12 protein-coding genes are annotated in these 13,620 nt (G+C 56.3%); 7 read left to right on the top strand and 5 right to left on the bottom strand.

Going from position 1 to position 13,620, the window contains the following annotated elements; genetic code table 11:
- Nucleotides 1–117: 117 nt before the first annotated feature.
- Nucleotides 118–2,367, bottom strand: coding sequence for a S8 family peptidase (locus tag ASILVAE211_RS25100; protein WP_227324107.1), 2,250 nt, complete (start codon nucleotides 2,365–2,367; stop codon nucleotides 118–120).
- Nucleotides 2,360–3,493 (bottom strand): AAA family ATPase, encoded by a 1,134-nt coding sequence (locus ASILVAE211_RS25095; protein ID WP_227324106.1) that lies wholly within the window; start codon nucleotides 3,491–3,493, stop codon nucleotides 2,360–2,362. The genes ASILVAE211_RS25100 and ASILVAE211_RS25095 overlap by 8 nt, the downstream gene beginning before the upstream one ends.
- 146 nt (nucleotides 3,494–3,639) lie before the next feature.
- On the opposite strand from ASILVAE211_RS25095, the gene ASILVAE211_RS25090 reads away from it, so the two are divergent.
- From ASILVAE211_RS25090 to ASILVAE211_RS25065, 6 genes are all read left to right on the top strand, one after another.
- Nucleotides 3,640–4,008: a multiubiquitin domain-containing protein gene (locus ASILVAE211_RS25090; protein ID WP_227324105.1), complete on the top strand. Its 369-nt coding sequence runs from the start codon at nucleotides 3,640–3,642 to the stop codon at nucleotides 4,006–4,008.
- A gap of 1 nt (nucleotide 4,009) precedes the next feature.
- A complete protein-coding gene (locus ASILVAE211_RS25085) occupies nucleotides 4,010–4,405 on the top strand; it encodes an E2/UBC family protein (RefSeq protein ID WP_227324104.1) in 396 nt (131 codons plus the stop codon).
- A complete protein-coding gene (locus ASILVAE211_RS25080; RefSeq protein ID WP_227324103.1) occupies nucleotides 4,402–5,796 on the top strand; it encodes a HesA/MoeB/ThiF family protein in 1,395 nt (464 codons plus the stop codon). Before ASILVAE211_RS25085 ends, ASILVAE211_RS25080 begins: the two co-directional genes overlap by 4 nt.
- Nucleotides 5,793–6,161 carry a DUF6527 family protein gene (locus ASILVAE211_RS25075; RefSeq protein ID WP_227324102.1) on the top strand — a complete coding sequence of 123 codons (369 nt, stop codon included), beginning with the start codon at nucleotides 5,793–5,795 and terminating at the stop codon, nucleotides 6,159–6,161. The genes ASILVAE211_RS25080 and ASILVAE211_RS25075 overlap by 4 nt, the downstream gene beginning before the upstream one ends.
- 613 nt (nucleotides 6,162–6,774) lie before the next feature.
- On the top strand, nucleotides 6,775–7,473 hold the full coding sequence (locus ASILVAE211_RS25070; protein WP_227324101.1) for an SOS response-associated peptidase: 699 nt from the start codon (nucleotides 6,775–6,777) through the stop codon (nucleotides 7,471–7,473).
- A 29-nt stretch (nucleotides 7,474–7,502) separates the two neighbouring features.
- Nucleotides 7,503–9,011: a HEPN domain-containing protein gene (locus ASILVAE211_RS25065; RefSeq protein ID WP_227324100.1), complete on the top strand. Its 1,509-nt coding sequence runs from the start codon at nucleotides 7,503–7,505 to the stop codon at nucleotides 9,009–9,011.
- Nucleotides 9,012–9,026: 15 nt separating this feature from the next.
- Here the strand turns inward: ASILVAE211_RS25065 and ASILVAE211_RS25060 are convergent, their stop codons facing one another.
- From ASILVAE211_RS25060 to ASILVAE211_RS25050, 3 genes are all read right to left on the bottom strand, one after another.
- Nucleotides 9,027–9,638 (bottom strand): recombinase family protein, encoded by a 612-nt coding sequence (locus ASILVAE211_RS25060; protein ID WP_227324099.1) that lies wholly within the window; start codon nucleotides 9,636–9,638, stop codon nucleotides 9,027–9,029.
- A 263-nt stretch (nucleotides 9,639–9,901) separates the two neighbouring features.
- Nucleotides 9,902–10,519 carry a LysE family translocator gene (locus ASILVAE211_RS25055; protein ID WP_227324098.1) on the bottom strand — a complete coding sequence of 206 codons (618 nt, stop codon included), beginning with the start codon at nucleotides 10,517–10,519 and terminating at the stop codon, nucleotides 9,902–9,904.
- 169 nt (nucleotides 10,520–10,688) lie between these two features.
- Complete coding sequence (locus tag ASILVAE211_RS25050) at nucleotides 10,689–10,850, bottom strand: hypothetical protein (protein WP_227324097.1); 162 nt, start codon at nucleotides 10,848–10,850, stop codon at nucleotides 10,689–10,691.
- Between the two features lie 112 nt (nucleotides 10,851–10,962).
- On the opposite strand from ASILVAE211_RS25050, the gene ASILVAE211_RS25045 reads away from it, so the two are divergent.
- Nucleotides 10,963–13,191 (top strand): tetratricopeptide repeat protein, encoded by a 2,229-nt coding sequence (locus ASILVAE211_RS25045; RefSeq protein WP_227324096.1) that lies wholly within the window; start codon nucleotides 10,963–10,965, stop codon nucleotides 13,189–13,191.
- Nucleotides 13,192–13,620 lie beyond the last annotated feature (429 nt).

Genomic DNA, 13,620 nt, shown 5'->3' with positions numbered 1-13,620 from the left:
AGCGGTCGTTGCACCAGAAAAGGGTGAAGTGTCGGCCTTCCATGCTCCGCCTGCTAGGGGCTCCGCGATGAAACGAAACTATAGGCGCGGCTGGGCGGCCTAATGCCGGTATCCGACTCAGGCGCCAACCTCGATGTCGCTCTCGATGGTTGAGTTTTCGACGAACGCGCCGAGAGAGCTGAACATCTGGTTGAAGACGGCATCATTATCATGGTTGGTGCCGATAGTGAGCACGAAGTTGACGCTCATTTCAGGTGTCTCGTCCGGGTTGTCATAACCATACAGATACAGGTCGCGCGTGTAGATGCGGGCGTAGACCAGCAGGGTCTCGCCATCAAAGCTGACGCTGTGAAAGCGCCTATGGTGATGCCGGACGGGGCTCCATTTATGATCGAGTTCGCGTGCCTCTTCCTCTGTGATTTTTTTGGTATCGAGCGAACCGAGCAGATTGTGGTTCTTGCCGCCGCGCTCCACCTGCAGCGCTGTCGCAAGCCTGGCGGAGAAATAATTCGGCCCGGCGATTTCGCTAACGAGAGGATGTGGGTTCAGGACGGCTGTGAGCTTGCCGTACCCGTTTAGCTTTCCGCCCGTAAGGAGGGTGGCGGGGATGGGAAGCTCCCAATAATAGGCTGCGCCCGCCTTGAGGGATGCAGTCCACTGCAAGGTGACCGCTCCCGGCGGGCTGTTCCACGGCATGGAAACGCCAGGAGACCCAAAGCCAAGTGCGACATCGTATTTAGGATTGTCAGCATTGTGCAGGATCAGCGCCTTCACTAGGTCCGGCGAGGGCTCACGCAGCGCCGCCATCGTGTGGGCGGCAAGGGGTGAAGTAAGGGCCGTCGAGAAACTGGACCCGGCCGAAATGGAGCCGCCGATGGTACGCACATGTGAATAGTGGACCGTTTCCGGCTTGAGCATGCTGGCGGGTCCCGGACCAGACAGAGAAACTGGGCATTTTGCGCCCGGTGTACCGTCGGGCTTGTGCAGGCGGCCACCCACGGTCAGCGCCGCCTCGCAATCCGCGGGCGGTTGAATGCGTCCGCTCGGCTGGTTCCCCGTCGAGATCACGAGAAGGACGTTGTGCTTGCGCGCAAGAACGGCGAAGTCGTGCCCAAGCGCGCTCACGGAGCTCAGGTCGCAGTCCATCCGCTGATTTAGCGACAGGTTCCAGACCTTGGTTTCCGGATGCCCGCCCATGACGACGTCAAGATAAGGGACGAGGGAGTCCGCATCGAGAAGGTAGCCGGCGTTCGCACGTGGCACCGCCTGTACGGTACCGACCCGGCAATACAGTTGCGGCAGCTTCAGGTTGTTGTTCCAGTCATGCCCCTGCACGATCAGGGAGCTAACCATATTGCCATGAGTTGCATCAGCAACTCCAGCCGGTACGAGGGGCTGCGCCTTCCAGGCCTCTGCCACGCCGTACGACGCAGCCGTCAAGCCACCGTCAACGACGCCGACGATCGGCATCGCGGCAAGCGAGGAGGGTAGTGGCCGCTGCGGCTCAGTGCCCTGGCCGGGCGAGGTCGAGGTAATCACCGGCAACGGGTCGAGGCGGAATACCGCCGCAGACCCCAGAATGAAGACCAGATGGTCCTTGTCACTCACAGTGACGCCCACCTTTGCGCGATGCCGGGCTCGGTAGTCGCGCAGGGCAAACGCTATACGGTCTGTCAGGCTCGTAACGAGCCTCTGACGCTGATTGGCTTCATCGCCGGGAGCAGCGGGAAGGGCCAGCAGTTGCAGAAGCGGCGCCTGCGGCAAGCTTCCCAGAACCTGCTCATTACGTAGACGGGCTATCTCCTGCAGGACAACCTCGACGCTGTCATTGTTTCGATATGGCATGAACCATAAAGTAAAAGCTCTGCCTTCGGGCGTCTCCGGCGCCATGTCCCAAAGCTGGTCAACGCCATAGCCGCGGCCGACGTCATTCACATCATACGCCCGAAGGTCCTCGACGCGTGAAATGTCAACCATGTCGCGGTCGCCGTCCGCTGCCATCATGAGGCTGGAGTAGAACGCGAGCCGCTTCGTCTCAATCTCTATAAGATACCCCGATCTATAGGGGGCAATGATTGAAGCACCGCGATCAGCGTGGAAAATGTCGGTCGGGGTCCAGGTCGTGGCCCGCGAGTCGCTGAACATCGACGCATATATCATCGTCCGCCCCGCCGCGGACGGCAAAGCTTCTCTACGACGGCTCAGATTAGCAAACGCATCGCCGAGCAGTCTTCGCTGATGGTCCAGCCGTTCGAAGCGGATGCCTGTGCGATTCTTTGACCGACCGGTTATACCCTCTGGGCGTGGGTCCTTGGTGAACCGCAAGACCGGATTGAGGATCGGGCGTCGTGGTTGCTCTTCAGCCATCTAGTTCCCCGTCCTCTCCCTTCAAGTACCTATGGGCCATCTGCCGGCTCACACCGACCATTCTCGCGATTTCCGTTACCGGAAGTTTCGCACGGTCATGGAGTGTCAAGGCAAGCTGCTTCTTATCATCGGTTGTCAATTTCCGTGTATCAGGAAGAGAAGGGCTTCCACGCTTTGATGAAAGCAAAGCCACGAGAAGATTTGGCAGGTTTATTTCTGCCTTATCCAGAACTGCTCGGCGACGTGCGCTTAACGAAATATTCTGAATATCTGCTCCGGTCAGGCCGTCCGATACGATCGCCAGAGTCTCCGCGTCCGCTAGGCCGTCTGGCGATTCGAGTCTTAGAAACGCCTTCCACATCTCCAAGCGCGTGCCCGTTGATGGTAGGCCTAATTCAAGCTTGTAAGGAAACCGGCGGAAGATCGCAGGATCGAGAAGGTGAGGATGATTGGTCGCGCCGATGACAATGACGTCGTTTGTCAGCGTATCGAGGCCCTGAATGACGGCATTGACCACGCGCTTGAGTTCGCCCAACTCCTGCCTGTCGTCGCGCAGCTTCGCGACCGCATCCATCTCATCGAGGAACAGAACGGCATTCCGGACCGGAATGAAATCAAATATCCCGCGCACGTTTTTCGCGGTTTCGCCGAGCCTTGACGAAATCACCGCATCTAGTCTCACCACATACAGCGGACGGCCAAGCCGCGCCGCGATATGGGAGGCGAGCAAGGACTTGCCGGTCCCAGGCTCGCCGAATATCAGCAGCCGGATAGGCGCGTCCACCCCAGCCTGTTCCAGCTGGTCGTGATTCTGAGCATCTTCAATGAACTGCCCCACGACATGCCCGGCCGCCTCATTAAGGATCACAGGCGTCGTCGGCGCCACGCTCTCCTCAAGGAGCGGAAGTCGCGTTCCGGCGTCGACCGGAAGCGTCTCGGCATAGCCAGACGCCTGAAGCGGAACGCCTTTTTTCCGGACAACAGCCTGCACGGCGCGTGCGCCGTCGACGTCTTTCGCGTCGAGCAGCTGCTTGGAGAGCCCGTTCGCCGTCCTGCGGACCTGAGTGTAGTCCGCCGACATCGCGGCCTGAAGGAGGGCGATGAGTGTCTTTGTGTCGATTTCCATGCCCGAAATGTCATCCATTTCAGATAATTAGTCAACACTGTTTTTAAATATGTAAACTAATATTGACAAAACGTAAACCCATGCGCTAAAGATCGTTCAAGGGTCGCAGATCGACCGTCAAACACGAAGACGAAGGAACTTAAAAGATGACTGACACCGAAAATGAACGCCGCGAGATCGCGGAACTGAAGCATGATGTCGCTGAGCTGGAGCGCGACATTGAGGAGCTTGAAGAGCTCATCGACCTCGAAGAACACATCAAAGCGGGCCACAAGCCCAAGAAAGCAAAGAAGTACCGCCTGCGCATTGACAAGGAGAAGGTGGTCGTCGAGGTGCACGAGATGACCGGGAGACAGATCCTGGCCCTGGTGAATAAGACGCCCGACAAGTACCTGCTGTCGATGAAGGTGCACGGCGCCGGCTTCAAGCCGGTGGCTCCCGATCATGAGGTGGTTTTCCACTCCGACCACGTGGAGCGCTTCCAGACTCTCGCCCTCGACCCGTCGGAAGGTTGATATGCGCAAGGCATTTCAGCTTTCGGAAGAAGACGAGGAATGTCTCGCGCAGGGGGGTCGTGTCTGGGAAGCCATCCGGGAAGGTAATGCCAATTGGCTGATCCTTCCCGGCCACCAGATCCCGGACGGGTACAATGTGAGCATGGCCACGGCCGCGCTCCGCATTCCGCCGAACTACCCGGATGACCAGATCGATATGGTCTATTTTGACCCGCCGATCGCCCTAAAAAGCGGCCGCACGATCGCCAACCTGTCGCTGCTGACGCTCGACGGCAGGCAGTATCAGCAATGGTCACGCCATCGCACGCCGGCGAATCCGTGGCGGCCAGGCATCGACAATGTCTGCACGCACCTGCTGCAGGTGGACACTTGGCTTCAACGGGAGCTTGCGAAATGAGTGCGATCAAGCTTCGCATGACCAAGCGCCAGCAGCATGCCCTCAAGGTGCACCTTCTGCCAGGCGACGGCCTTGAGGCCGTCGCCGTAGCCCTTTGCGGGCGAAGGTGCGGCGATGCGGTGCACGCACTGAGTGTCCTCGACATCCTCCCTATTCCCTACGACGAGTGCAGCGTACGGCGGTCTGACCGGGTGACTTGGTCGACCCGCCGGATGATCCCCTTGCTTGAGCGAGCCGCTAAATACGATCTCGCAGTCATGAAGATTCATAGTCACCCCGGCGGCTATCGCGCTTTCTCGTCCGTAGACGACGAGTCCGACGATGACATGTTCAATTCTGTCTATGGTTGGACCGACAGCGCCTATCCGCATGTAAGCGCGGTGATGCTGCCCGACGGCGAGATGTTTGGGCGAGCTATTCTCCCAGATGGAAGCAAGCAGCCGCTTGAGGCTATTTCGGTCGTTGGCGACGACATCCAGATTTTCACCCCGGCGACTTCGGCTGCGACGCCTAGCTTCGTGAGGCGGCACGCCCAGATGTTCGGGGCCGGCACCGTGAGCCGTCTCAGGTCGATGTCGGCCGCCGTCGTCGGCTGCTCGGGAACCGGCAGCCCGCTGATCGAGCAGCTCGCACGCCTCGGGTTTGGTCGCCTTGTGCTGATCGATCCCGACGTTGTCGAGGAAAAGAACCTCAATCGCATCCTCAACAGCACGCGCGAAGACAGCTACCTTGAGCGCCCGAAGGTCGAAGTAATGGCACGCTCCATTGCCGCCATGGGCTTCGGCACCGATCTGAAGATCATCCGCGCCGACCTCGGCACGCCAGTCGGCATTAAGGCTGTCGCCCAATGCGATGTCCTGTTCGGCTGCATGGACGGGGTCGAAGGGCGAGCGATCCTGAACCGCATCGCTGCCTTCTACACAATTCCGTACTTTGACCTTGGCGTGAAGCTTGAAGCTGACGGGAAGGGCGGCATCGATGAAGCCGTTGGAGCCATCCACTATCTGCGCCCTGATGGCGACACCTTGACGGACCGCCGCGTTTATACCCAGCAGCAGCTGATGGCTGAGGGCCTTAAGCGGACCGATCCCGCTGCCTATCGCGACCAGGTCGCTCGTGGGTACATTCGCGGCGTCCCGGAGGACCGTCCCGCCGTCATTAGCATCAACATGCAGGTTGCGAGCATCGCTGTGAACGAATTTCTGGCGCGCCTCCATCCTTACCGGCTGGACGACAACGCCTCGACCGCCATTGTCCGCGTCAACTTCGTTGGCTCTGAAGTAATCCGCAGCGAGGAAGGCGAACCGTCAGGCATGTTTTCAAAATGGGTTGGGCGGGGCGACACAACGCCGCTGCTAAACATGCCGGCGTTGAGCGAGGAAGAGTCGTGAACTCCATCGTGAGCTTCCTGTTCGCTGTTCGCGCCTGGTTCGTTTCAGCGCCCTCGCGGCTGTTCAACCGCCTGTTCCGCCGGCAGGTCATCTGGCTCTTTGAGCACGTGGAGGATTTCCCGGACGAGCCCTCCACCGGCCGCGTGTATCTTGCCGGCGATGGCGGTGAGTTCTGGGGCGCCGCGATGACGTGCCCATGTGGTTGCGGCGAGACTATCGAACTCAATCTTCTGCCCCAGGTCCGGCCACGGTGGTCCGTGCCGTCCGCACCGAGTGGTCCGGCAACGCTCACGCCTTCGGTCTGGCGACGCAGAGGCTGCAAAAGTCATTTCATCGTCCGGAAGGGGCAGATCGTGTGGTGTTGAGGGCGTGCCCATCTTCTTGCGGCATCGCCGCTTTGGGCACTAGACGGACATTCCGGTTGGTGTCTTCAATGACCACAATCCCTCTAAGGCAGGTGCTTGTGTTGTCGTGACAACATATTTTTATGTCAAAATTTGATACGCTCAACTTCATTGAGGCTCATCTTTGCACGACGACGATCATAAAGCTGCGTCGTGCGCGTGCTGGCATGGTTTGCCATAGCAGCGGCCTTTTCTAGCGTACCGCCATTTTTGAGATACGCGGTGATTCCAGTTGTCGAAGATCCGTAAATGCAGGATTCGCGTCTCCTATAAATCAGAGGGTTAGGCGGGTGGATTTTCCTTAAAAGCACTACGACGTTCCTTGAATGGAGGATTCTTTGCGCAGCGTCAGGAGGGTCCGCGAGCAAAATTGCTGGCCCGAGATGATCGGCACGGGCATCGGAATGATAAAAAAGATCAATGTGTTATCTGCCGTTGACGGGCGCCCGCATCCAAAACTTTGGCGAGACACAGAACGACGGAGTCCTAGCTATAAGGAAAATACCGACCGTTAGAAGGTGGAATCCCGCCTATAAGGAAAACCGACACCTCACCTGGCTCGGCGGGCCATAGCATGTGCGGACGCTACGCAAGTTTCCGGTCGGCCGAAGCCATTAAGGCGCTTTTCCGGACGGTCAATTCGCTACCCGAGGGGGCGCGGCCGTCGTGGAACATCGCGCCCTCGCAGCCGGCCCTCGTCGTGCGGCGCCACCCTGAAACAGGGGCGCGGCACCTCGACCAGCTGAGCTGGGGCTTGGTGCCGCACTGGACCAAGGATCTGACGGCCGCCCGTCGGCCGGCGAATGCCTGGTCAGAGACCATCGCCACCGCGGCCATGTTCCGCAGCGCCTTCGCCTCCAGGCGGTGCCTGGTGCCGGCGGATGCGTGGTACGAGTGGCAGGCCACGGCCGCTGGCAAGCAGCCTTACGCTTTCGCGCGAACCGACCACGAGCCCGGGGCGCTTGCCGGCATCTGGGAGGGTTGGAAGGCGGAGAAAACAGGCAAAGTGCTGCGCACCTTCTGGGTGATCACCACCGGCGCCAACCCGCTTGCGGCGGCGGTTCATGACCGTATGCCGGTGGTCGTCGCTCCCGAGGATTGGCCTCTATGGCTGGGCGAGGCGGAAGGAGACACCGGAAGTCTCCTTCACCCGATGCGGGAGGACCTGCTCGAAACCTGGCCGACCGGCACAGCGGTCAACAAGGTCGCGAACAATGGACCAAAGCTATTGGTCGACACTGCATCCGTAGACCACTTGCACCCCTCGCGATAAAACATCTCCATTGCGATAGGAGACTAAATGTGGCCTCTGAAAATAGCTTAGAGAAATTCGAGCTTAAAGAACCAGGGCTCTTTTGGTGGAATGACCCCGCGGCTCCGCTGGGGACAATTCCGCACGAGCGAGCAGTTCATGGCCAGCTCGAAATTGGCACAACCGGTCTCGTTTCTTTGGAATTAGACGGCACGCTCTCCCAATCTATAATAGAATTGTTTGCTATTGGCCAACCACTTGAGAAGTGCATCGCTGGAATATTAAACGATGACAATAAGAGAGTTCTACTCCTCAAAGTCACACGAAATGGAGGTACTCTCGGCACTCGCTCGCGCGAAAAATTCTCAGCGACATATTGCTTGGTTGGCCAAGCTGACGTCCTTTCATGGGAAAATGCGAAGAACTTTTATGCGATGGCCGCAGACCTATCTACTTTCGGAGAGTTTTTAACACCAAGTTCTATCGAGGTTTCTAAAACAAGAAGTTCTACTAAGGCCATCCACAAAAACAAAAAAGACATCACTTTGAAACTTAAAGAAGGATTGTTAGATATTCAATTCAGAATATCCCCAAAAATTCTATATAACTTCAAAAGTAGGCAGATATCACTAGCGGAAACAGTGACGTTGTTTTGCCGCAAGAGATTCGGTTCTCTAGAGGCGATTGTAAATGAATTTACAAATCTTGAAGATTTTTTTCTTTTGGTTCTGGGGATGGAAGGCGGATTTCCTTGGCCTGATGTATTTTTCAAAAGCTCATCGTTTCCTGCCCGTTTGTATTTCTCACGATTGGAACGGTCAGGAGAAAAACCGAATTTGGCCAAGACCGTGCTACTGCTCGCGGATGTGAGACCTTATCTTTCGGAGGTCGTTGATAACTGGCGAACAGCGCGGGAAACCATTGGTTCCGGGATCTACATGTATCTCGGCACTCGGCGTGGATTGAAATCGTACATCGAGAACAACTTCTCAATCATGATGATGGGACTAGAATCGCTGCATCGTTCTGTAGGAAAGACCCAAGTAGACGAGAAATTAAAGACGAAAATAGAACGAGTTATTTCAGAAGTTAGTCTGACTAAGGATAAAAAATGGTTGTCAGCCATCCTGCGGCCTGCGCCAAACTTGAAAGAGAGGCTTATCGAGCTTTTCAGCGATTTGCCCCTCTCAATCTCGAAAGCGCGTCTTACGAATTTTGCAGATGAATGCTCTAGAAATAGAAATGATCTTCAGCATTTTGCTTCAACCAGGGCGGATCAAACATACGAACAATTTGCGCAGCGGTTGGTTGAACTGAGTCGTGCCCTCAGCGCTCTGTATCATCTGAAAATTCTCCAAATTATTGGGATTCATGACAACTCGCTTTTGTGGATCTTTGAAAAAGGCTATCAAAGCTTTTCTATCAGAATGGATTGCTGGCTAGCAGGCCTGCTAGAAGAAGACCCGCGCCAAGCTGTGCAGAGACAAAGACCTCTGATGCTATCCACGAACCCAAGCAATTCAGAATCAGAGGAGGCGTCTGCCCCGCCGCAGACTTGAGTCCGTCGGTTTTGGCTAACTATCAATACTACTCTGTTTGAATTCCCTCCACACCCGCTTTACCTGAGCTGGGCTACACGGCACCAGCCTCGCAGTTTCCGCGATTGAGTTGCCGCCCTTCCTGAGCGCGATGATTCGGGCATGGCTGCCAGCGCTCGCTTTCCGGCCTTTGTACTTGCCAGCTTCTTTGGCGAGGGCAATCCCCTGCCTTTGCCGCTCGCGCCGATCCTCATAGTCCTCTCGGGCGATCTGCAAGGCGACCCGCAGAATCATCTCCTGCACCGCCTCAAGGACCACGCGGGACACGCCCTTGGACTCTGAAACAATCTCAGAGAGGTCGACGACACCAGGCACGACCAGGCGCGCGCCTTTCTCCCGGATCGCAGCGACCAGACGCTCGGCCTCCTCCAAGCGTAGGCGACTGATGCGGTCGATCTTCTCCGCGATGATGACCTCGCCGACCTGGAGATCCGAGACCATGCGCAGCAGCTCGGGACGATCTGGCCGGGCACCGGAGGCTACCTCCCGATAGACGCCCGCGACGTAGTAGCCCGCCGCCTTGGCGTCCCTGACAATCTGCTCCTGCCGCCGGAGATCCTGCTCCCCGGTGCTGACGCGCAGATACACCCGAGCCACCCTCAATGGACGAGGGGGCGAGGCTGACGTGCGCCGGCTCGGGGCTTTGGTCATCGCAGCTACCTAGCTAAAAAGGGCATACTCTATGATCCGGGCAGGATTCGCCCGGCTCATAATTGGGTAACAGCATCCCTATTAAGCTAAGCTCTCAAAGTCTACCCTATTTAGCCGATTACAGCGCGAGATGCCGCACACGCGCAGCTCTTCGAGAGATACGTTTTTCGACGGGGCTAACCGCTCGGTCGCGGCGAAACCTAGCGGGCGATAGCTGTGACAACCCCGGCGGCAATGAGAATGGTGCCGCCCGCCCGTTGCGACCACACTGACGCCCGAGGGCGGCGCAAGAGATGGGCCGCGCTCGACGCTGCAAGCGCGTAAGCTGAATCTGTGCAAGCAACAACCACACAAAAAGTTACCGCGAGCAAAACTGCTTGGCTCGCATAACTCCCTCCGGGATGGATAAACTGCGGAACGAAGGCGACGAAAAAGACGATAGTCTTCGGGTGAAGCATGCCCACGCCGATATTATTAGCAAACGCTACTCTCGGTTTGATGGGCACCGATCTCACCTCGGCCGAGCCGGCCTGTTTGCTTTTCGCAATGGTTGCAATTCCCATTCCCACCAAATACGCCGCCCCGGCCCATTTCAAAATTCCGAAAGCAAAAGGCGACGCCGCAAGTATCGCCCCAACTCCAGCCAAAGAAAGACCGATTGCGACTGCATTGCCTACCGACATTCCCGCCACAGAAGCTAGAGCTGTCGCGCGGCCTGAACCCAGGGCATAACCCACTATACTGGCGACCCCGGGGCCTGGCACCAACCCTATCAAAGCAGACACAACGACGAACTCGAACCAGACGTGCCAGTGCATCCTGCCCTCCTTGCTCTATCGCAAACCCTCCGGCCTCTTAGTCGTCCCGTCAAGAGCAACGCACGACGGGCAACTCGTTAGCGCCGATCACCCAATGAACGTGAACCGGTTCATTGTGTTGTTCAATGGGACTTTCGGCTTCTAATACGAACCGGTTCATCTTCCGGACCTACATCTTTTTTATCCTTGTCCGCACAATTGTCTTTGAATCTGCCTTGAGCGATGTATGGTCATGACTCGCCACAATCAGTTCGGCGATGGTCGAAGTGCGGGTGGCATGAAAAGGACGAATGACCATGACGAAGAAGATCGCGATGAAGTCGGTTTCCATCCGTACCACGACGCCCTACACGGGCTCCGTCTAAGCGTCACTACGGGCGCTAACCGATAGGGGAGGGTGATCACAATCACCCTCCTTTTTCTTTTGTAACCGGAGATGTGTCATGCTGGATGTCGTTCGAGCAGATCAGGTGTCGGGACTGCGGGAAGCGCTCGATAGCTCCTGCGTGCTTCTGATCAAAGGTCGACATGGCTTTGCCCCTAAGGCTACGGTCACGCTCGCAAGTCATGGTCTAGCCGATTGGCACGTCTTGTCCGAGGATGGGAACTGGACCCGCTCTGGTTATCTTGGCGGCTTTCACGATCTAATAGACGAGATGCTATCATGGTGTCATGACCACGCACTAGAGATGATAACCCAATATGAACAGACTCTAAAACGACTGTTTCCACTCAAGGATTTGCCTGAATTCCTTGTCCCCAAGGATCTCACGAATACCTCGACGAAAGAAGAAAGAACTCGGTTCTATCACCATGAATACCAAAACAAGCTCTTAGTGGGACTGGCAGAATTCCTTTTTGAATCTCTTCAAAAAAGAGAAATGCCGACCGTATTGATTATCGAAGATGCCTCCGGCATATCCCCTACCGTCAACAGCTTAATTCGCGTTCTTATGCGTCTTCAAAAGCATAAAGACGTGTATGCTCTAAAGATAGTCTTGTTAGATTACCACTCAACTCTCTTGCTTGATGGCGCAGTAGAGTTCGTGTTTCCAAAATTCTCTCGCGTCGAGATGCAAGCCGCCCTTGATCCAGTCGGCAACATCGCGCCGGAAAAGCTTGATCGAATATACGCGACGAGCGGCGGCGATCTTGCCATCGCAGAAGCCGTTTTGCTTTGTGATAAGAACGGCATACCGGTTGCCGGCTATTTAGATGCTGGCTCCATTGCTGATCTTTACCTGTCGAGCCTCCCGTCCTTCGAGCGCAAGTCTATGACTGAAGAGTTTATAAGGAACGGTTGCCCACACTGGGAATGGCTATCGCAACGGAACTATGCATTGTCCGGTCCCGATGAGTTGGATGCAGCGCATAGATTGCACCATCTGGAATGTATGAGAGCCTATTGGTCCGGCACGTCTCCATTGATTCTCTGCCACGGTATGGCAATGAGCAACAAATTCGAGAGAATGGAGTTCCTTGCCGAACCATGCGAAATCCTCAAAAGCATCGGACTGTATGACACATGGTTTTCATTCTTTTCGCCCCTCTTTGCCGACCCAGATCTTAGGCACCACGGGTCGGGGAATGACGACGTCAATGCGGTCTTCATCAATGCCGCCTTCGTCCTCTATTCATTGGGATGCGGATCGATATCCGTGCCCTACCTTGAAGATTTTCATAAAACCTTTCCCGAAAGCAAATACACACCCACCGTTCTGTATGCTCAATCGATGACATATGGACGATACCAGCAACCCGTAAATCTGCCGCTGGCGGAGCAGTACGCCCAACGGAACCTGGAGACTATCGAAAAATCATTTCAGGGTTACGAGAAATATCACTACATTCGCGTCTTTGCTGAAAACGCCTATGCCTACATCAAAGCGCGGCAGGGGAAATATGCCGAGGCCTTGGAGCTTTGCACCAACGGCAACCGAAAGATGCTGGACATTTATGGGGATGGTCGGTTCCGCCTTCACCAATCCATTCTTATCTACAATACAAGCCAAGTCTACGAGATCGTCAAAGATTACGCGAAGGCCGAGCAGCAGCTCCGCCTCGCGATAAGCTACGATCCCTATTATGGCGAGTATTACAATGATCTTGGAAATCTCCTTTCAAAAATGGAGGGTAGAGAATCCGAAGCATTGACTGCATACGAACGTGCTATTGCTCTGTGCCCACCCTATTATGAGGCACATCTCAATCGTGGAGGCTTGCACCGTCGATTGGGCAACAACGCTCTGGCTCTCGCCGATTTTCAGAGAGCATCGGAGATCAAGCCATCTGAAGCACGTGCCTGGTTCGAGATCGGAACCATGTTTTTGGCCGATGGTGAGCCTGTGAAGGCTCTCAGTGCTTATAGAAAGGCGGCCGAAATCGACCGTGGAAACGCCGACTTGTTTGTTAACATGGGATTGGCATGTTCTGAACTTGGCCAAGTTGAAGAAAGTATCTCCTTTTACAAGAAGGCTCTCTCCCTACAACCGAAAAATGCCCTAGCTCATAACAACATTGCTATAGAGTTGTTCTCAAGCGGGGAGAAGGATGCGGCTTTGAATCACGCAATTCTGGCTTCCCAGATGGATGACGATCCGGAGATTCAGGCCACGCGGCGCTTCATAGAAGGCGCGAGGTCTGCGGCAGAGTTCTCGTCTTTAACAAACTAATCCGAGGATACCGCCCGGCCGATCGCAACACTCCGCCGTTACGCAGCCGGGCGAAGGAAAGCCGGGGAGACCGCAGCTGCACGGGAGCGGAGCGACACACCCTTGCCGGGACCGGGGCAGCGCCCCTCGATCGCTCCCCCGACCGGTGGATCTGGGGGGCAAGCGGAGCGCGCAGGGCCGAGAGGCCTGGAGGCGTGAGCGCTGGAAGCCCGAAGGGCCGAGACCGCAGTGGCTCGGGGCGAAGCCCGACATAGCGACCCGACCGCAGGGAAGGGCACGCAACCGCAGCGATAGCCATTAGACGGCTACCATCTATCCACCAGACGGCGTTCGGGTATCTACCAGAACGCTACTTACTCGCGGGAGCGGTCAAATCGTCAGCGAAGCACCGTTCAATCCTGTGGCGGCCATCAGTTGGAGCGCGTCTTG

This window comes from Acidisoma silvae, from assembly GCF_020618775.1.
GTDB lineage: Bacteria > Pseudomonadota > Alphaproteobacteria > Acetobacterales > Acetobacteraceae > Acidisoma > Acidisoma silvae.
Note: the sequence above shows the minus strand (reverse complement) of the source record. Positions and strands in the feature narration are given on the sequence as shown.

Excerpts from the sequence above, each read along its gene's own strand:
- ASILVAE211_RS25085 (WP_227324104.1), top strand. The coding sequence starts at position 4,010 with ATGCGCAAGGCATTTCAGCTTTCGGAAGAAGACGAGGAATGTCTCGCG.
- ASILVAE211_RS25100 (WP_227324107.1), bottom strand. The coding sequence starts at position 2,367 with ATGGCTGAAGAGCAACCACGACGCCCGATCCTCAATCCGGTCTTGCGG.
- ASILVAE211_RS25080 (WP_227324103.1), top strand. The coding sequence starts at position 4,402 with ATGAGTGCGATCAAGCTTCGCATGACCAAGCGCCAGCAGCATGCCCTC.
- ASILVAE211_RS25090 (WP_227324105.1), top strand. The coding sequence starts at position 3,640 with ATGACTGACACCGAAAATGAACGCCGCGAGATCGCGGAACTGAAGCAT.
- ASILVAE211_RS25070 (WP_227324101.1), top strand. The coding sequence starts at position 6,775 with ATGTGCGGACGCTACGCAAGTTTCCGGTCGGCCGAAGCCATTAAGGCG.
- ASILVAE211_RS25055 (WP_227324098.1), bottom strand. The coding sequence starts at position 10,519 with ATGCACTGGCACGTCTGGTTCGAGTTCGTCGTTGTGTCTGCTTTGATA.
- ASILVAE211_RS25050 (WP_227324097.1), bottom strand. The coding sequence starts at position 10,850 with ATGGAAACCGACTTCATCGCGATCTTCTTCGTCATGGTCATTCGTCCT.
- ASILVAE211_RS25095 (WP_227324106.1), bottom strand. The coding sequence starts at position 3,493 with ATGGAAATCGACACAAAGACACTCATCGCCCTCCTTCAGGCCGCGATG.
- ASILVAE211_RS25045 (WP_227324096.1), top strand. The coding sequence starts at position 10,963 with ATGCTGGATGTCGTTCGAGCAGATCAGGTGTCGGGACTGCGGGAAGCG.